General features: G+C 39.8%; 18 protein-coding genes and 1 tRNA gene. 14 read left to right on the top strand and 5 right to left on the bottom strand.

The features are described 5' to 3' along the window. The first annotated feature begins 34 nt into the window (after positions 1-34). Positions 35-550: a DUF1850 domain-containing protein gene (locus tag ML543_RS02910; protein WP_243385632.1), complete on the top strand. Its 516-nt coding sequence runs from the start codon at positions 35-37 to the stop codon at positions 548-550. Further along, positions 543-2,510, top strand: coding sequence for a TRAP transporter permease (locus tag ML543_RS02905; RefSeq protein WP_243385631.1), 1,968 nt, complete (start codon positions 543-545; stop codon positions 2,508-2,510). The genes ML543_RS02910 and ML543_RS02905 overlap by 8 nt, the downstream gene beginning before the upstream one ends. A gap of 288 nt (positions 2,511-2,798) precedes the next feature. Here ML543_RS02905 and ML543_RS02900 read toward each other — a convergent pair whose 3' ends face one another. Then, positions 2,799-3,431 (bottom strand): DsbA family oxidoreductase, encoded by a 633-nt coding sequence (locus ML543_RS02900; protein WP_243385630.1) that lies wholly within the window; start codon positions 3,429-3,431, stop codon positions 2,799-2,801. A gap of 134 nt (positions 3,432-3,565) precedes the next feature. Here ML543_RS02900 and ML543_RS02895 point away from each other — a divergent pair. Then, positions 3,566-3,638 (top strand) — tRNA-Val (locus ML543_RS02895). Positions 3,639-3,785: 147 nt separating this feature from the next. Here the strand turns inward: ML543_RS02895 and ML543_RS02890 are convergent. Then, positions 3,786-4,826, bottom strand: a complete 1,041-nt coding sequence (locus tag ML543_RS02890; RefSeq protein WP_243385629.1) for an LLM class flavin-dependent oxidoreductase — start codon at positions 4,824-4,826, stop codon at positions 3,786-3,788. 458 nt (positions 4,827-5,284) lie between these two features. On the opposite strand from ML543_RS02890, the gene ML543_RS02885 reads away from it, so the two are divergent. Next, the gene (locus ML543_RS02885; protein WP_243385628.1) at positions 5,285-5,665 is read left to right on the top strand and encodes a DUF6173 family protein; all 381 of its coding nucleotides are present in this window, start codon (positions 5,285-5,287) and stop codon (positions 5,663-5,665) included. A 334-nt stretch (positions 5,666-5,999) separates the two neighbouring features. Here ML543_RS02885 and ML543_RS02880 read toward each other — a convergent pair whose 3' ends face one another. Beyond that, positions 6,000-6,299, bottom strand: a complete 300-nt coding sequence (locus tag ML543_RS02880) for a hypothetical protein (protein ID WP_243385627.1) — start codon at positions 6,297-6,299, stop codon at positions 6,000-6,002. A 177-nt stretch (positions 6,300-6,476) separates the two neighbouring features. Between ML543_RS02880 and ML543_RS02875 the strand changes: the two genes are divergently transcribed. Next, positions 6,477-6,761, top strand: a complete 285-nt coding sequence (locus tag ML543_RS02875) for a hypothetical protein (protein ID WP_243385626.1) — start codon at positions 6,477-6,479, stop codon at positions 6,759-6,761. Positions 6,762-6,994: 233 nt separating this feature from the next. Here the strand turns inward: ML543_RS02875 and ML543_RS02870 are convergent, their stop codons facing one another. Further along, positions 6,995-7,273: a hypothetical protein gene (locus tag ML543_RS02870; protein WP_243385625.1), complete on the bottom strand. Its 279-nt coding sequence runs from the start codon at positions 7,271-7,273 to the stop codon at positions 6,995-6,997. A 202-nt stretch (positions 7,274-7,475) separates the two neighbouring features. Here ML543_RS02870 and ML543_RS02865 point away from each other — a divergent pair, with 202 nt between their 5' ends. The 7 genes from ML543_RS02865 to ML543_RS02835 all read left to right on the top strand — a co-directional run bounded on the left by ML543_RS02865 (position 7,476) and on the right by ML543_RS02835 (position 14,225). Then, positions 7,476-8,714, top strand: a complete 1,239-nt coding sequence (locus ML543_RS02865) for a Zn-dependent hydrolase (protein WP_243385624.1) — start codon at positions 7,476-7,478, stop codon at positions 8,712-8,714. 371 nt (positions 8,715-9,085) lie between these two features. Beyond that, on the top strand, positions 9,086-9,880 hold the full coding sequence (pdxK, locus tag ML543_RS02860) for a pyridoxine/pyridoxal/pyridoxamine kinase (protein WP_243385623.1): 795 nt from the start codon (positions 9,086-9,088) through the stop codon (positions 9,878-9,880). Positions 9,881-10,131: 251 nt separating this feature from the next. Beyond that, positions 10,132-10,986, top strand: coding sequence for a hypothetical protein (locus ML543_RS02855; protein WP_243385622.1), 855 nt, complete (start codon positions 10,132-10,134; stop codon positions 10,984-10,986). Between the two features lie 46 nt (positions 10,987-11,032). After that, positions 11,033-11,461, top strand: a complete 429-nt coding sequence (locus ML543_RS02850; protein ID WP_243385621.1) for a MarR family winged helix-turn-helix transcriptional regulator — start codon at positions 11,033-11,035, stop codon at positions 11,459-11,461. 68 nt (positions 11,462-11,529) lie between these two features. Next, positions 11,530-12,054 (top strand): NAD(P)H-dependent oxidoreductase, encoded by a 525-nt coding sequence (locus ML543_RS02845; protein WP_243385620.1) that lies wholly within the window; start codon positions 11,530-11,532, stop codon positions 12,052-12,054. 375 nt (positions 12,055-12,429) lie between these two features. Continuing rightward, a complete protein-coding gene (locus ML543_RS02840; protein ID WP_243385931.1) occupies positions 12,430-13,839 on the top strand; it encodes an NAD-dependent succinate-semialdehyde dehydrogenase in 1,410 nt (469 codons plus the stop codon). A gap of 167 nt (positions 13,840-14,006) precedes the next feature. Beyond that, on the top strand, positions 14,007-14,225 hold the full coding sequence (locus tag ML543_RS02835; protein ID WP_243385619.1) for a hypothetical protein: 219 nt from the start codon (positions 14,007-14,009) through the stop codon (positions 14,223-14,225). A gap of 255 nt (positions 14,226-14,480) precedes the next feature. Here the strand turns inward: ML543_RS02835 and ML543_RS02830 are convergent, their stop codons facing one another. Then, positions 14,481-15,284, bottom strand: coding sequence for a hypothetical protein (locus tag ML543_RS02830; RefSeq protein ID WP_243385618.1), 804 nt, complete (start codon positions 15,282-15,284; stop codon positions 14,481-14,483). A gap of 234 nt (positions 15,285-15,518) precedes the next feature. On the opposite strand from ML543_RS02830, the gene ML543_RS02825 reads away from it, so the two are divergent. Both ML543_RS02825 and ML543_RS02820 read left to right on the top strand, forming a co-directional pair. After that, positions 15,519-15,890 (top strand): iron chaperone, encoded by a 372-nt coding sequence (locus ML543_RS02825; RefSeq protein WP_243385617.1) that lies wholly within the window; start codon positions 15,519-15,521, stop codon positions 15,888-15,890. 195 nt (positions 15,891-16,085) lie between these two features. Beyond that, the gene (locus tag ML543_RS02820) at positions 16,086-16,916 is read left to right on the top strand and encodes a DnaD domain-containing protein (protein WP_243385616.1); all 831 of its coding nucleotides are present in this window, start codon (positions 16,086-16,088) and stop codon (positions 16,914-16,916) included. Positions 16,917-16,924 lie beyond the last annotated feature (8 nt).

The raw sequence follows: 16,924 nt of genomic DNA, 5'->3' as shown, positions 1-16,924 counted from the left end.
TTCATTTGCTCTTTTTGTTTAAGGCGGGGTTTGAATGTTACATATGACGAAACGATTCTTTTTTTTGCCCCTACTCATAATCATCATCGCATTCGTATTTTTCTTTCCTTATAGGCATACATTGACCTTTTATTACGAAGATACAGATCAGATGCTTGCCTTTCTTCCTGTACGTGAATTGGATTCTTTTAAAATCACCTACACGCATTCGATTCATTTATCCGAAGTTTCGGAAACGTTTTCCATCGAAAATGATCAGCTTATTTTAACCGAGCTTGAGTATAGTGACTTTGCAATTGGCATGCCTTCAAACGCAGAAGGAAATGAAGTATTTGAAAAACGAGATGGAAAATATGTCATCACGAATATGGAACGTCAATTTGCTTCCATTGACCTGCGGATTGGACAAGTACGGGCGGATCATCAGCTTGTCTACAACGGAATTCACTATAAACTCGCAGACAAAATCGGTGGAGGGAAATGGGTGAGAGTAGTTCCAGAACGATTATCTTTATGGCATCAGTTGAAAGGAGTGAACATCAGTGAATAACGAAAAGTATGAAACGTTATCGGCTGAGGAACAGCAAAAGATTTTGGAGAAGTACGATCCAGAATCAAACACGCGAAATTTAACAGGTATTTTTAAAGTCATTACGTTCATCGGATTATTATCCTTTTCTTTATTCCAACTTTATACGGCAATCTTCGGGGTGTTTACGGCGCAAATCCAGCGTTCGATTCACTTAGGATTTGCGTTAGCCCTTATCTTTCTATTATTCCCTGCTCGTCGTGGGCAAAAACGTAAAGGGAAACTTCAAGTGGCATGGTATGACATCATTTTAGCACTACTTAGTATTTACATCGGTGCATACTGGCCAATGAACATTGATGCGATTGTTATGCGCGTTGGTCTCTTAACGGAAACAGACTTTTACGTTGGAATTATCGCTATTTTACTTGTATTAGAAGCAACGCGTCGTGCCGTCGGTTTACCGATTACGATCATTGCGATTTTATTCTTATCGTACGGCTATTTTGGCGAAAGCATGCCAGGCTTTTTACATCATAGTGGTTTAAGCTTACAACGCTTAGTTCAAACGATGTTCTTTACGACAGAAGGAATTTTAGGAACGCCATTAGGGGTATCCTCAACTTTCATTTTCTTATTCTTACTATTCGGTTCTTTCTTAGTGAAAACCGGCGTTGGTCAATACTTCAATGACTTAGCGGTCGCAATTGCCGGTAGAAGCACAGGAGGTCCTGCGAAAGTTGCGATTTTCTCAAGTGCCCTTCAAGGAACGATTAGCGGAAGCTCTGTAGCGAACGTTGTTACGTCAGGTTCTTTCACAATTCCGATGATGAAAAAGCTCGGATACAAGCGTGAATTCGCCGGAGCGGTTGAAGCAGCTGCCTCAACAGGTGGACAATTAATGCCACCAATCATGGGAGCAGCAGCCTTCTTAATGGTTGAATTCATCGGCGGCGGCTTAACGTATTGGGATATCGCAAAAGCAGCAGCCATCCCGGCCGTTCTTTACTTCGCAGGCGTTTGGATCATGACGCACTTTGAAGCGAAGCGTATCGGCTTAAGCGGTTTATCAAAAGAAGAAATGCCAAACCGTAAAGAAGTATTAAAGAAAATTTATTTATTAATTCCAATCTTAGCGGTTATCGTTTTACTTATGTCTGGTGTAACAGTTACACATGCGGCGCTTTATTCAATTTTAATTGCTGTTATCGTTGGCTTCATTAACCGTGCTTCCAACATGAAGCTAGTTGACATCATCTACGCGCTCGTGGACGGTGCGCGCACAGCTTTAGCCGTGGCAGCGGCAACAGCAGCAGCGGGTATCATCGTTGGAATTGTAACGAAAACGGGCTTAGGCTTAAAGCTAGCGAACGGATTACTGGACATCGCAGGCGGTATGCTATTACCGACATTATTCTTAACAATGATCGCAGCGATCATTTTAGGTATGGGTTCACCAACAACGGCGAACTACGTTATTACGTCAACCATCGCAGCGCCAGCAATTATTTTACTTGGCATTCCGGACTTATCTGCACACTTATTCGTGTTCTACTTCGGAATCATTGCCGACATTACACCACCAGTTGCGCTCGCAGCCTTTGCCGCAGCCGGTGTATCAGGAGGCGAACCAATTCGAACAGGGGTTCAATCTGCGAAGCTCGCCATCGCGGCTTTCATCATCCCATACATGTTCGTTCTATCGCCTGAACTGCTCATGATTGACACGAACTTTACAGAATTAATCTGGGTTGTGTTCACAGCCATTACTGGTATGATTGCCATCGGTGCTGGTATGATCGGTTACTGGTTCCGCAACCTTCACTGGATTGAGCGACTCCTTGCCATCGCAACTGGAATCTTGCTGATCAATCCTACCCTTTGGTCAGACGCAGTCGGCCTTGGTGCTTTTGTTGCATTAATTGCCCTACAATTCGTATGGAAACGCGACAAAAACAAACTAAACACACAAAACGCATAACATATAAAAAAGGAATCCGAAACGAGGGTTTCCTTCTAAATAGACCCAAAGAATGTTGATTGGACAAGCATTCTTTGGGTTTTTGTGTTTTTAGAAGGTGGATTATGTAACAGGGAGAGTGGATGGGAGTGGACAGTAGCTTTTTCGGTGTTTCTAACTTCCGTTGATATATTTTAAGAGGTAATTGCAAATGAATTGTTTAAAGAGTTTTATAGGGGATTTGTAGGTCTGAGTAAAGAATATAGGTAACGAAAAGATACCGGCTGGGGACCGGTATCTTTCATCAAATTAGCAGCCGTCAACTGAGCAACTATCGCCTGTTGGTTGAATAGAAACTTTTTCGTTGATGATTTGTACAAGCTGTTCTTTCGTATGAACCCCTTGAATTTTTTGGTCACCAATGAAGAACGTCGGTACTGCTGTCACTTGTGCTTCTTCGTAAGCATGTTTTAGCGCATCTTTATGCGTTGGAGCATATGTGCGATTGTGAAGGGCTTCGATGAAGGCATCTTTATTCAAGCCAATTGCCTCGGCAATATTTCCTAATACATTTATATCGGAAATGTCTTTCTCATGAACCCAATAAGCTTGAAACACCGCATCAACATATTCATCTGCCTTGCCATACTCTTTTGCGAACTGGAACCCTTCATGTGGCAAGTGTGTGCGCGGAATAGGATCAATATCAGGAAGCGTCATTTTTACGCCGAATCGTTCTGCCATCGGCTTCACCGAAAACTTCCATCCATCTTGAATATAACTAGTCTTCACCGAAAGCGGCTCAACCGGAACCGGACGTAACTCAAACGGCATCCACTCAATTTCAACATTCTTCCCCTTAATCGCTTCCTTCAACTGAGAATCCCCAATATAACAAAACGGACAAACAAAATCAGAATACACACGAATCTTTAACGTCATTCAAAACTTCCTCCTAGGAAAATCAAATACAAGAAAATTTTATCATAAAATTACCTTAAATGTATTGACTTTGCTCACGTACTTAAATATAATAATTATTGTCATCACGAAATGACAGAAAATTATATTCCCATGATTCCGTAGCTCAGCTGGGAGAGCGCCACCTTGACAGGGTGGAGGTCGCTGGTTCGAGCCCAGTCGGAATCATCATGAAACAGAGTCCTGTAATCCTTGTGTAGCAATGGTTACAGGATTTTTTTATTATATTCTTTTCTTTATTTTCTGTGGACACCAATAAGTACCTGACCCTTAATCGAACCACGAAAAGGTGGCGAGGGTCAGGCTATTCTATTATTATTTTCCGTTTGCTCGGGAAATTTCTCGTTTGATGACAGGTGCTACCTTAGTACCTAGCAATTCGAGGGCACGGAGCACTTTTTTGTGTGGTAGTGTACCAACGGTCAATTGTAGTAGAAAGCGATCATGCTTAAATATTTCATATTGGAACAAGATTTTTTCAATAATTTGTTCAGGACTGCCGATAAAATTGGCGCCTCTTAAGGAAAGAGAGAAATCGTATTGATCTTGCGTCATTGGAGGCCAGCCTCGTTCTCTTCCTAATCGATCCATCATGGTTTTAAACGCTGGGTATGCAAGTTTAGCCGCTTCTTGTGATGAATCCGCTAGAAAACCATGTGAATTAATGCTTAGTTTAGGCTTTTTATGCCCAGCGTTAATTGCTGCTTCCTGATGAATTTCAGCCAAAGGTTTAAAACGTTCAGGGAAACCACCTATAATGGCCAATGCCATCGGAAGACCTAGCGAACCTGTACGTTTGGCTGATTCTGGCGTTCCTCCAACTGCTATCCACAGGGGAAGGGGATTTTGCATAGGTCGAGGGTAAACGCCTAAATTCTCGATAGATGAACGACATGTACCAGTCCAAGTGACTCGTTCAGATTCTCTCAACTTGAGCAATAAATCCAGTTTTTCTTCAAAAAGCTTATCATAATCTTTTAGGTCGTATCCGAACAGGGGGAAGGATTCAATGAATGAGCCACGGCCGACCATAATTTCTGCCCGCCCCTTCGTCAAAAGATCCAATGTTGCAAACTGTTGAAACACACGTACTGGATCATCCGAGCTCAAAACGTTGACAGCACTCGTGAGGCGTATTCGTTTAGTCCGCGAACCACCGGCTGCCAACACTACGGAAGGAGCAGATACCGTGTAGTCAGGACGATGATGTTCACCAATTCCATACACATCTAATCCGACTTGATCAGCTAATTCCATCTCCTCTATCATATTTTGCAATCGTTCCATCGGGCTGATTAACCGACCTGTTTCGGGATCAGCTGTTCGCTCTCCAAATGTATAAATTCCAATCTCCATGTAAGTTCCTCCCATTCCATCTCATGTTAGAACCATCTTATCTTAATTATTCCTTTGGAAGCAATGAAGAAGGAGGGGGACAAAATTTGAGAAAAAGACGAAAGATGGATACAAAGATGAAAAAGTGATCATGGGAAGTGAAGAGCAAAACACGAAGGGATGAATGACAACTAATGTTGGTGGGGATCTTTGTAAAAACGGCTGTGTGGTGATGTTGCATATCGGAATATCATCAGAAAGTAAGCCAATTGTTTGAAAATAACTTAATAAATGAAAGTTAGTTAGACTTATTACATGTTAAAAAAGGTGGTACACCTGATTCCCGTTTTGGCGGAGATATTTCACATACATAGGGAAATATTGATTACCTTATATAAGAGAAAAAAATTCATGCATAATTTTAGTTTCTAAAGGATTCTGTCCCTTTTTGTCGAATTATTAATAAAAGGGGCGTGAAAATGATGAATACTGATTTCACAAAGCCACGCATATCCGATTCTGAAGTTAATGAGGTTAGTCACGAGAGTTCGAATTTAGCTAGTGAGTTTTTTTATCGCATTATTGAAATGATTTATCAGTTTGAAGCAACATTAGATCCAAATGAAGAAGTGGGAGCAAGACTTGTGTCGTTTGGCCAGTCCATTCAATTTCATATTGAGAAAGTTGGGTACTACAATCCAAGCTTGATTACGTTTACAGGAAAGATTGGGAATGGATCGAGAGTTGTTTTGGTGCAACATGTGAATCAAATCAGTTTTCTATTGATGTCATTACCAAAGATACATGAAGATAAACCCGCAAGGCGGATTGGTTTTCAAGTGAATGAAGAGGACGAATAAATATCAAATGTACCACTGCCAAATATACCGTAATTATAAACACAGCTATACAGCCTGAGTCCTATACTCAAATGGACTCAGGTTATTTAAATTCTCTTGAAACAGAAGATGAATTTGTGCCGTTTGTCTTCTACCAAACAACACGTGAATTAGGCTGCAAACGGAAGTTGCTAGCAAGTGTCAGTTAAGAACGAACTGCTACGAACGTTTACAGTGACCTCTTAGAAAATGTTTTCTCAGATGGAGGATTATTAGTTTCAACTCCAGTGGAATTTCCAATCAAAACCTGAAAGTCCTTGTATACAAAGTGGAGGAGAAGACACGCAGAAAGCAATCACCACATCAATGTTGCTTCTCCGGTTAAAAGTGACAGCACGACCCCTCCGATTACAATGGATAACACAAAGGCAAACACTGATATGAGAAGCTTAGTGCGTAATCGGATGGTAGTGAAATATTTGTACACTTTCATGATCGGTTTAAAAGCTACTAGGATAAGTAGTAAAAATATGAGTATGGCAATGAAATCTACTTGCGTAAATGGCTGAGAGATAAACGTATCGAAATAATAGTTGAGAATAAAAAGTGTACTCAATAAAATGGTTTGGAAGCAGAAAAATTTAAAGTGTTCCATATGTTAACTCCTTGTTTTACTGGTAAATTAAGTATATATTTTGTTGGGAATTTAGTAAATACGCCTTTCCAATTACTAGATCCAATAAATGAGTCTACTTAAACTTATTGTAAAATATAAACATTTGAAAACATGATCCGATATTTATAGTGCCTAAACTATATTGGAGGAAAATGTATGTTAACCAAGATAAAAAAGGTGAAATTAGAAACCGATAATAAGAATCCGGTATATCAAGCGTTATTGGAATGTCCAGAGGGCAATGAACTGTTTATTAGATTTGACTATACATATGTAAATCAAGAGTTTATGCCTTTAGAAGTTTATTATAAAGGTAAAAGTAAAGGGGCAAAGCTAGCTTGGTATACAAGTGAAATTGAAGGTGTGACTGTCCAACAGTTTTTAGAGAAAATCGCTGAAAAAATAAATAAAAAGTATGGTTTTCAGTTAAATGAACAGTGAAGCTTGTCAGATTGAACAACATGAATATTTATCAAACTAAAACAGCGTTGGATACTGCGGTGAGAGGAATATCTGACGCAAGTATCGAAACGGTGGATAAAACTTTTTGGGACAAGCTTCGGACTCAAATAACGACTATCAATTAAGAATTGTGTGGGAGACTCAAAGTAGCGAGTCTCTTCCTTAAATAAGAAATTAGAGTAAAAGCAGGCGCAGAAAAGCCTCCCTACAAATCAAGCTTTCTTTTGAATAGTGTGTAGTATTTTTAAGTTTATAATGGATATAACCATCATGGCGAAACAATAATAAATGACTCCAAACCCCTGACTGATTCCGTCCAGTTCCGTTAAAACCCACCAAACACTGCTTGCTCCTAAAAGTAAAACAGTAAGTAATGTAGAGAGTAAAAATGATTTCCACAGACTATTCATTCTTTTTAGTAGAATTTGACCTAGTGACAACGATAACACGAACGAGATGACCATTAGTCCAAAGTATAATAATAGCTTCATCGTTATTCCCCCGGAAAACATGCTTTGTATAAATTTTACCATATTGAGTCGACGTAAATTCAAAGCGTTTTGAACTAAGCTTTAAAGACTATACACTATGTAAAACCATCCCCTAAAAATTATGACATTGTGTTCAATGATACGAAAATATATCGTCCTTATAATAGAAGTAAAGAGTGTTTGGAAAGGGGCGATTGGAGAGGTGGAAACACAGAAGCGGTTACTGGTAAATGGAAGTCGTTTGAAGGCGACATTAGAAAAGTTTGCGGAGTTTGGTCGAACGGATAATCAAGGTGTGACCCGTCTGTCGTTATCAAAAGAAGATATACAGGCACGAGATTATTTTTGTGAGTGTTGTCAGGAGTTGGGAATGACAATTAAAGTGGACGATATGGGGACGATTTATGCGACCTTGCCAGGGGTTGAAAATAAACCTCCCATTGTGATGGGATCCCATCTAGATTCAGTTAAAAAAGGCGGCCGTTTTGATGGAGTGTTAGGAGTAGTCGCTGGTTTAGAAGTTGTCCGTACCATTGTGGAAAGTGGGATTAAGCCAAAGGTTCCGCTTACGATAGTGAATTTCACGAATGAGGAGGGAGCCCGTTTTGAACCTTCGATGATGGCATCTGGGGTGTTGTCCGGAAAGTTTGTGAAAGAAAAGATGCTTCAAAGCTCAGATGTAGAAGGAGTAACGTTTAAAGAAGCGCTTCAAGCAAGCGGATATGAAGGGAAAGTGGAAAATCGCTTAAAAGAGGCATCTGCGTTTATTGAACTACACATCGAGCAAGGGCCAGTATTGGAGCGAGAAGCGTTATCCATTGGAGTTGTAGAGTGCGTAGTCGGAATGGTGTGCTATGAGGTAGAAGTAAATGGCGAGTCCAACCATGCGGGCACAACGCCAATGCCGATGCGAAATGATGCGTTAACGAAGGCAACCGAACTCATGTTAAACGCGACAGATAAGCTCAAGCTACTGGATGAAGACCTTGTGTATACGATTGGACGTTTAAATGTTTCTCCGAACATTCATACAGTCATTCCGAATAACGTCATCTTCTCTTTAGAAGCAAGGCATAAAAATCCAGAAGTGATCAAACAAGTGGAGCAGATTATTCAAGAGTTAGAACAATTGTCTGATGCCAATGGCTGCTCTGTAGCGGTTAAGAAGTTGTGGGGGCGGGATACCGTTCACTTTGACCAATCGATTTGTGAACAGCTAGAGCAATCAGCCAAGTCCCTCGGCTATTCCTATAAACGAATGGTGAGTGGGGCAGGACACGATGCCCAGTTCATCCAAAGTCTAATACCATCAGCCATGATCTTCGTCCCGAGTGTAAAAGGAAAGAGCCATTGCGAAGAAGAACTCACTTCATGGGAAGAGTGCGAAAAAGGTGTGAACGTTCTTCTAGATACGGTCTATGCGCTTCAAGCTAAAGCATAAATATTAAGAGAATTGAAGACTCTAAGAATATTGTAGCCCAAAATTCTTAGGGTCTTCTTTTAATCCCTCTTCATAAAGTCCCCTTATCAATAGGATTATCTCTTGTAACCCAAAGCTCTCAATCATCTATTCCCCATTCCACTTATTTAACGCGATCGTGACAGTTAGAGTGAAAAACGGTCGTTCCGCTCAAAACAGTCGTTAGAATGATGAGTCTACCTAAGCAAAATTCAATTTCGAAAGATTGAAACCATCCCCTAGTCCAACCGAAGTCATTTCCGTTATAATAAGGGGTATTAAGCATATGTAAAGGGTTGGATAAATCACCATATGCTTACGGTTATTTCATTGGATAGAAAGGAATTGTAGGTATGCAAAAAGTATTGACGATTGCAGGATCTGATACGAGTGGGGGCGCTGGTATTCAGGCTGATTTGAAAACATTTCAAGAGTTAAATGTATATGGAATGACTTCTTTGACGACGATTGTGACGATGAATCCAGAAAATTGGCAGCATCAAGTGTTTCCAATCAATATTGATGCGCTAGAGTCCCAATTACAAACTGCTTTTTCCGTAGGGATCGATGCGGTCAAAACAGGAATGCTTGGTTCGGTGGATGTCATTGAATTAGCGGCAAAATATATCGACAAATATGAAATGGAGCGTGTTGTCATCGACCCAGTAATGGTATGTAAAGGGGAAAACGAGGTGCTCCATCCTGAGACGACAGAAGCATTACGTGACATCCTTGTGAAGCGAGCACTAGTCGTGACACCGAACTTGTTCGAAGCAAGTCAGTTAGCAAAATGTGAACCGATCAAAACGATTGAAGACATGAAAGAAGCAGCAAAAGCAATTCATGAACTAGGAGCGAAAAACGTATTCATTAAAGGTGGAAAGCAATTACAGCACGAAAAAGCCGTAGATTTACTCTTTGACGGAAAAGAATACCGCTTGTTTGAAGCTGAAAAAGTGGATACGACGTACAATCACGGGGCAGGTTGTACAACAGCGGCAGCTATTACTGCTGAAATTGCGAAAGGAAGAACAGTGGAAGATGCTGTTGCCGTTGCAAAGCAATTCATTTCCAAAGCTGTACGTCACGGCTTTCGTTTAAATTCATTTGTGGGCCCTGTTATGCACGCAGCTCATCGTCGTTTTTAATATTAGTATGAAGAGGTTTGAGTCCAAGTATTTGCTTGAGACTTAGGCCTTTTTTATTGTTACAGAAAGTTTAAGTTCAATAAAGTGTTAAAGTATCCCCTTTACCGTTTTTTTTGATGTCTAGCAAAAAGCGCCATCAGCTCGGGGCGCTTCGGCCCTGCTGTGGCGACGGAAGCCTCCTCGCAGGTCCTAAAGCGGTAGGGAATACTACCGTTGTCGTTTTGTTGTTCTTTGTTTTAACGATTTTCCTATTGATTATCCAGAAAAATAGAAAAGTAGAATCAAATTCACCTCGTTACCAATATGAGTGGCAGTTACAAAGAGAGATTAGAAGTTTATTAAACAATCATTCGAGTTCCATTCAGTTACTCCGAAAAATGTATGCGCAATCTGGGACGCTTCAACATGATTTATTGAAAAGTATTAACGAGAAAGTAAAAAACCAAGTAGCACTGCATCCAAAGTTGAAACATGCTCCTGAACATATTGTCGAACATTATATAGAAGGGGAATTGAAAAAACGAATTTACACACAGAACGAGTTCTTCAAACGGCGACCTCATTCATATCAGCCGTCTTCAAGACGAAGGTCTTATGCGGGGTATGTGAAAGTACTGTTAACAACATGTCTATGTTTAATTGTCCTTATGTTAACAAGGTATATATACTCTACTCCAATCGACCAAATGGTTGCACTGTCCACCTTTCAATCCAGCTTTTTGAATAAAGATGACCACGAGCAAGATGTCATCATAAATGAAGACCTTACTTTTAAAATCATTTCATTAAATTCGGGGGTGTTAGAAGGGTGGATTAATACGAATGATCAATTTTATGATGAACTTTCCTTATTGATCGAAGTGCAAAACACATCTGGTGAACTTATTAATCTTACTCCTGAAATGTTCACTTTATCCGATTCAGAAGGATATAGCCCATCCATATTGGAAGAACAAACATCCTTTCAATCGATTCCGATTCCACCCAATGAAAGCATAAAAGTAAAACTACACTATGCGAATTTATCCTCACCGTATCGGAGTGGGATTCGTATGAGGGGTTTATTATTCGGTATTAGAAATAGAAGGGAAACAAAAAAGTTGTAAAAGTAGTTTAGGTATGTTAATTTGTATATGCAAATGAGGTGGGAAAATGAAAGCAGAAGACGAAGTGTTAAGAAAATGTCTATATTTTACTTCAAGCCGTTTTACACGAGTGATTACAAAATTAGCTGAGGAACAGTTTGAGCATACAGGCTTTTCCCCGACGTATTTATACTTATTAATTACTGTGAAAAGTCACCCAGGCATAACCCAAAAAGAATTGTGTGAAAAATTATCAATTGCTCCTTCGACCAGCACTCGTTTTATTGATAAATTGGAAAAAGAAGACGTTGTCATTAGAAAAAAAGAAGGAAAAGAGACAAAACTGTATTTAACAGAAAAAGGACAATTAATCTACGTAGAGGCCAGAAAATCTTTGAAAAAACTATATGAAGCCTATGAGAAAATTCTCGGTAGGGAATTGAGCCATGCGTTAACAGATATGTTACATGAGGCGAGTGAGAAGCTAGAACGATAAAGACATTTGATCACTTGTCTTTTTTTTCACCTAACATTTGTACATACAAATAAAAAGGAGCGAGTAGAATGAAAACTTTAGTACTTATAGCCCATCCAAATATAGATGAATCTCGAATAAATAAGGCTTGGAAAGAGCAGTTAGAAACGGTGGAAGGTGTAACTGTTCATGCATTATATGAAAAGTATTCGAACGGGCAAATTGATGTTGAAAAAGAACAGGAACTACTTTTAAAACATGACCGAATTGTCTTTCAGTTCCCACTTTATTGGTATAGCTCCCCTTCGCTTTTAAAAGAGTGGCAAGATCAAGTGCTAACATACGGTTGGGCTTACGGCTCAACTGGTAAAAAGCTTCACGGTAAACGATTTATGATTGCAACTTCTGCAGGTGGGCCGAGTGAAGCCTACCAAGCAGGAGGTTACAACCATTATTCAATGAGTGAATTATTAAAACCGTTTCAAGCGATGGCAAATTTAACGGGAATGATCTACGAGGCTCCGTTTACCCTTCATGGAGTACGTGTTTTATCCGATAATGAAATTCAACAAAGTGCCGAAGCGCTAGTAGAAAGAATTCAATCCAAAGCTTAAAAGTATACATTGTATGTGAAAGTCTCCTTTTATTGTAGGAGACTTTTCCTTTATGAAAAGTCTCAACGATTCAAGAAAAACAGGAAAACGAAAAGAGATGTAGAAGAACAAAAAAGGGTGGATTCTAAAGCCGAATTTACCACGTACATATAAAGTGAGATAGAGATGTTTAATAGGGAATGTAGCGGATATTGTTAGTATAAAGTTACATGCCCTTTATGCCAGCAGCGCTTATTTGGCCGTATGAATGGCTAATGGTTGTCGTATGGATATTGATAGGTGCATATTTCTTTTTCAATACGTCAAAAGGGCGTTATGCTAATAGCGTCACGACTTTTGCGATAAAAGAGGAGGGATCATATGGAACAAAAGAAGATGTACATTAATGGGGAATGGATTGGATTAGAGGAGAAAATAGACGTTCACAATCCAGCGACGAAAGAAGTATTTGCCACGGTACCTAAAGGTGGAACAAAAGAAGCGAAAGCGGCGGTAGATGCCGCACATGCTGCCTTTCAATCATGGTCGAAGCTCACGGCACAAGACCGTGCTTCGTATTTAAAAAAGTGGCATCAATTAATTGAAGAAAACCGTTATGAGATTGCGGAAATCATGACGACTGAACAAGGCAAGCCGCTCAAGGAAGCAATAGGTGAAGTTAATTATGCAAATAGCTTTATTGAATGGTATGCAGAAGAAGGAAAACGGATTTACGGGGAGACGATTCCGGCTTCTCATCCGAACAAACGGATACTCGTCTTAAAACAGCCAGTCGGTGTCATTGCGGCGATTACACCGTGGAATTTTCCTGCTGCGATGATTACCCGAAAAGTTGCGCCTGCATTAGCGGCAGGATGTACCGCTGTGATCAAACCTGCAAGTCAAACGCCATTAACGGCACTAAAATTAATCGAGCTGGCACACGAAGCAGGAATTCCAAAAGGGGTTCTCAACATTGTAACCGGAAGCGCCAGAGCAATTGGGGAGACGTGGCTACATGATCCACGCGTGCGAAAAATTTCATTCACTGGATCAACTGAAGTTGGAAAACAACTCATGCGTGATGCAGCTCATACGATGAAAAAAGTATCGCTTGAACTAGGGGGACATGCTCCGTTTCTCGTTTTCGATGATGCGAATGTAGACGAAGCGGTTGAAGCAGGTATCGCCTCTAAATTCCGTAATGCTGGTCAAACATGTATTTGTACGAATCGAATTTATGTACAAGAATCGGTGTATGAAGAATTCACGGAAAAATTTGTGGCGGCAGTGAAAAAGCTAAACGTTGCTGACGGCAAAAAGGACGGAACAGACATCGGGCCGCTCATTGATGAACACGCTCTTGAAAAAGTGAAAGAACATATACAAGATGCAGAACAAAAAGGCGGAAAAGTACTATATGGTGGAAAGCAACTAGCAAAAGAAGGATATTTTATCGAACCTGCCGTCATCGCTGATGCGAATGACGAGATGCTTTGTATGTACGAAGAAACATTTGGACCTGTTGCACCAATCGCAAGCTTTAGGACGATGGAAGAAGCGATTGAACGAGCAAATAACACGCCTTACGGTTTAGCGGCATATGTTTTCACAAACGATTTATCTAAAGCCTTCCACGTAAGTGAACAATTAGAATATGGCATCGTCGGACTAAACGACGGACTTCCTTCCGTTGCGCAAGCACCATTTGGCGGATTTAAAGAAAGCGGAATCGGACGTGAAGGAGGCCATTTCGGAATCGAAGAATATGTAGAAATCAAATACGTATCCATTGGGTTATCGTAACGATAAAGATCGCATAGGTAGTGCCCCCCTTAAAAGTTAGATTTTTTCCGCTAACTTTTAGGGTGCATTGCTACTCTTGCGGTCTTTTTCTTATAAACGACTAAAATTTTGTGCCCATTTTTCTTCGCCTACATATAGTTTAGAAAAGGGAATAGAGGTGAAGCGGCATGTATGTGGTTCATTTTTACGAGGAAAAATTAGTCGTATTAAGCCAGCTACGAAGCGGGTATCCAGAGGTAGGCGAAGATGTGAAAATTAAAGGCCGAAAAGGGAAAGTTTTAAGTGTTAATCAAGTAGATGAACGAATTATTCACATTTCCGTCCTTCTCGAAAAGGCGACGAAAAATAAATTTGTAGAAGACCCACGAAAGAAAAAGAGACGATAACAATGAAGTGGCTGTCCCAAAAGTACAGCCACTATTTTATCGTAAATTAAATTGGATAATCTCATCCGGTGGCGGACGCTTTTTGAACTTGTACAGGAAGTGTTGGCCTCTGCGTTGGCTACAGGACGTGGCCCTCCTCGACTTGCAAGCTCGTATGTGGGGTCTTCAGCTCGTGCTGTTCCTGCTGGAGTCGCCGTTCCCTTTTCTCCCCTCATTCGATTTAAGGGACTTTTAAGACAGCCCAGTTTTTTATGGTTAATCAATCATTTTCTTAATTTTATCCTTATCAGAGTCTAGTACCCCATATAGAACACCGTTCATTGAATACTCATACTTACGATTTTCCAATGTATAGGAAAGGATTGGAGAAATGGTGATAAAATCAGGAATTTGTTTACTGTTTAGATGAAAATCATTTATTTTTAGTTCTTTGAATTCATTTGCATTAATTGTTAGCGGCTCTTTAAATTCGTATTGAATTTCTTCTGTTAGGTCGTAAATAGAAAGAAATGAAATCGGTTTATCTGTTTTGTTTTTAACTCGAACATCTAAAGATAAAGAAGGATAAGCGACAGTATAGGCACTAGAGGGTTCAAGATGTTGAGTTTGATCAAGTTCATTTTTCTGAATCGTTAATTTTCCAAAGGGATATGCTTTTACATCTTCATGCCCCATTTGAATAAGAAGTTGGTCTGCTGACTCCATTTTATCGGATAAAACATGTGCAGTAACCATGATGTTAATTAATTTATGGTCCTGATAAACCATTCCTTCATCAATTTGGAAGTCAATTACCTCAATATTGGAATTGTTAAATGCAATGGATGTCACAGATTCTTTTAGTGAATCATCTGTGCTTGCCACTTTTTGAACACCGAAAATGTTAAAGCCTATATCGTTATTCCCCTCAACCATACTAATGAAGTTGTCACCGAATTTGAGGGGGATATGGTTTTGGTCATAATCGTATTGGTTATTCAGTTGTAAAATAAAGTAAGCCATGATAATCACTGATGCAAAGATTGTTAAAAAAATAAACACAGATTTTCGACTCTTCATTATGTGATTCTCCCCGCGTTACGAATAATTAAGAATTCACGATAACTTATAGATTAAATTCAACAAAATCACTTTAATCCCTTTATTTAGAAAAAAGAATGAGGTGAATTGGAAATATTACATAATGATTAATTCTTGAATGTGGAGTTCGGATTTTTTTAATCAAAGTTCTACATCATGATTGTCCAATTGGTACAATAAAGGAATAGGAAAAGTTCTTAGGAGGTCGATTTTGTGGAAGATTTTTCGGCTTATGTCGCTACAATTAAACAGATGGAGCATCGGAATCGGATGGAAGAAGTGGTCAATTGGGTATCTGCAACTTTTCCAATGTTAAAGTTGGAGATTAAATGGAACACCCCGATGTTTACGCATCACGGAACGTTCATTATCGGCATTGATAAGGCAAAAAAGCATATGAGCTTTGCACCGGAAGAGAAAACGATGAATCAATTTGCAGATGAAATAGACAAAGCGGGCTACAGTCGAACGAAAGGGCTGTTTCGCATTCGTTGGAATGACCCCGTTGATTATGACTTACTTAAGAAAATTATCGATTTTAATATTCAAGATAAGGCGGAATGCACGACATTTTGGCGGAAATAAGGAATGACGAATCGAGTTCGAAAAATATTCGAATCGGTTCGTTATTTTTTTAGTTCGAATCGTCAAAATGACGAACGAAATTTATAGAGTATTTCTTTAGATTAAAAAAATAAAATATTTTTTATAAAAAAGCGGTCCCGAATGAACAACTCGAAGCTAATTAAATGGTGAAAGGAATTGTCGGAGGGGATACGCATGAAAAGGTTAAAACGAGTGGTCATTAAAGAAGAACTTGTCGCGTTAACAAACGATTTTAAGCTAGCGATTGTACTAAATCAATTTTTGTACTGGACGGAGCGAATGGTAGATGTTGGTCAAATGGTGGCGGAAGAAAAGACTTTGCGGGATGCAAGCGACGTCCATTCATACCGCCACGGGTGGATTTCAAAAACGAGCGTTCAGTTAGCTGAAGAATGTATGATGAATTGCTCGGAAGCAACGATGCGGAGATATTTAAACGAACTGGTGCAAAACGGATGGCTCATGCGAAGAACTAACGCCCGTTATAAATGGGATAAAACGTTTCAATATCGAGTGAATATCGAAAAAATCCAGTCTGATTTGGAGAAGATCGGATACGTGTTGGAAGGATATCCTCCTCTTATACAAGAGAAGCAAGAAGAAGTCTCGTCTCATGAGCGTGTGTATCAAAAGTTCGTGGCGCTTCGGTTCGGACCTATAACGAAAACGATTCAAAAAAGTTTAGCTGCTTGGTTAGAAAAGCTTTCGCCTGATATCGTCTTAAAAGCGCTTGAAACTGCAGCGGAGTTCGGCAAACGAAACTGGAATTATGTTCAAGCGTTATTAACCGATTGGAAGGCGAACCATTTACAAACGGTAAGGCAAATCGATGCCTATTTGCAAACGAGACGAAAGCCTGTTGTTCGTAAGGAGAAGGTGCCAAAGTGGGTACATGAGCCGTACAAAGAGAAGGAGCAACCAGATGACTTTGAAGAAGAAAAAAGAAAGCTAGAGGAGAAGCTAAAAGCGTTCCGAAAGAAAAAAGAAAGTAATACCTCTAGCTAAAAAAAATC

The organism is Bacillus kexueae (assembly GCF_022809095.1).
GTDB classification, from domain to species: domain Bacteria; phylum Bacillota; class Bacilli; order Bacillales; family Aeribacillaceae; genus Bacillus_BZ; species Bacillus_BZ kexueae.
This window is presented reverse-complemented; position numbering and strand designations above follow the sequence as displayed.

Bases quoted from the DNA above. Each gene is read 5' to 3' on its own strand.
- ML543_RS02850 (WP_243385621.1), top strand. From the start codon at position 11,033: ATGAAAGCAGAAGACGAAGTGTTAAGAAAATGTCTATATTTTACTTCA.
- ML543_RS02835 (WP_243385619.1), top strand. From the start codon at position 14,007: ATGTATGTGGTTCATTTTTACGAGGAAAAATTAGTCGTATTAAGCCAG.
- ML543_RS02840 (WP_243385931.1), top strand. From the start codon at position 12,430: ATGTACATTAATGGGGAATGGATTGGATTAGAGGAGAAAATAGACGTT.
- ML543_RS02820 (WP_243385616.1), top strand. From the start codon at position 16,086: ATGAAAAGGTTAAAACGAGTGGTCATTAAAGAAGAACTTGTCGCGTTA.
- ML543_RS02910 (WP_243385632.1), top strand. From the start codon at position 35: ATGTTACATATGACGAAACGATTCTTTTTTTTGCCCCTACTCATAATC.
- ML543_RS02885 (WP_243385628.1), top strand. From the start codon at position 5,285: ATGATGAATACTGATTTCACAAAGCCACGCATATCCGATTCTGAAGTT.
- ML543_RS02830 (WP_243385618.1), bottom strand. From the start codon at position 15,284: ATGAAGAGTCGAAAATCTGTGTTTATTTTTTTAACAATCTTTGCATCA.
- ML543_RS02845 (WP_243385620.1), top strand. From the start codon at position 11,530: ATGAAAACTTTAGTACTTATAGCCCATCCAAATATAGATGAATCTCGA.
- pdxK (WP_243385623.1), top strand. From the start codon at position 9,086: ATGCAAAAAGTATTGACGATTGCAGGATCTGATACGAGTGGGGGCGCT.
- ML543_RS02875 (WP_243385626.1), top strand. From the start codon at position 6,477: ATGTTAACCAAGATAAAAAAGGTGAAATTAGAAACCGATAATAAGAAT.
- ML543_RS02880 (WP_243385627.1), bottom strand. From the start codon at position 6,299: ATGGAACACTTTAAATTTTTCTGCTTCCAAACCATTTTATTGAGTACA.
- ML543_RS02900 (WP_243385630.1), bottom strand. From the start codon at position 3,431: ATGACGTTAAAGATTCGTGTGTATTCTGATTTTGTTTGTCCGTTTTGT.
- ML543_RS02870 (WP_243385625.1), bottom strand. From the start codon at position 7,273: ATGAAGCTATTATTATACTTTGGACTAATGGTCATCTCGTTCGTGTTA.
- ML543_RS02890 (WP_243385629.1), bottom strand. From the start codon at position 4,826: ATGGAGATTGGAATTTATACATTTGGAGAGCGAACAGCTGATCCCGAA.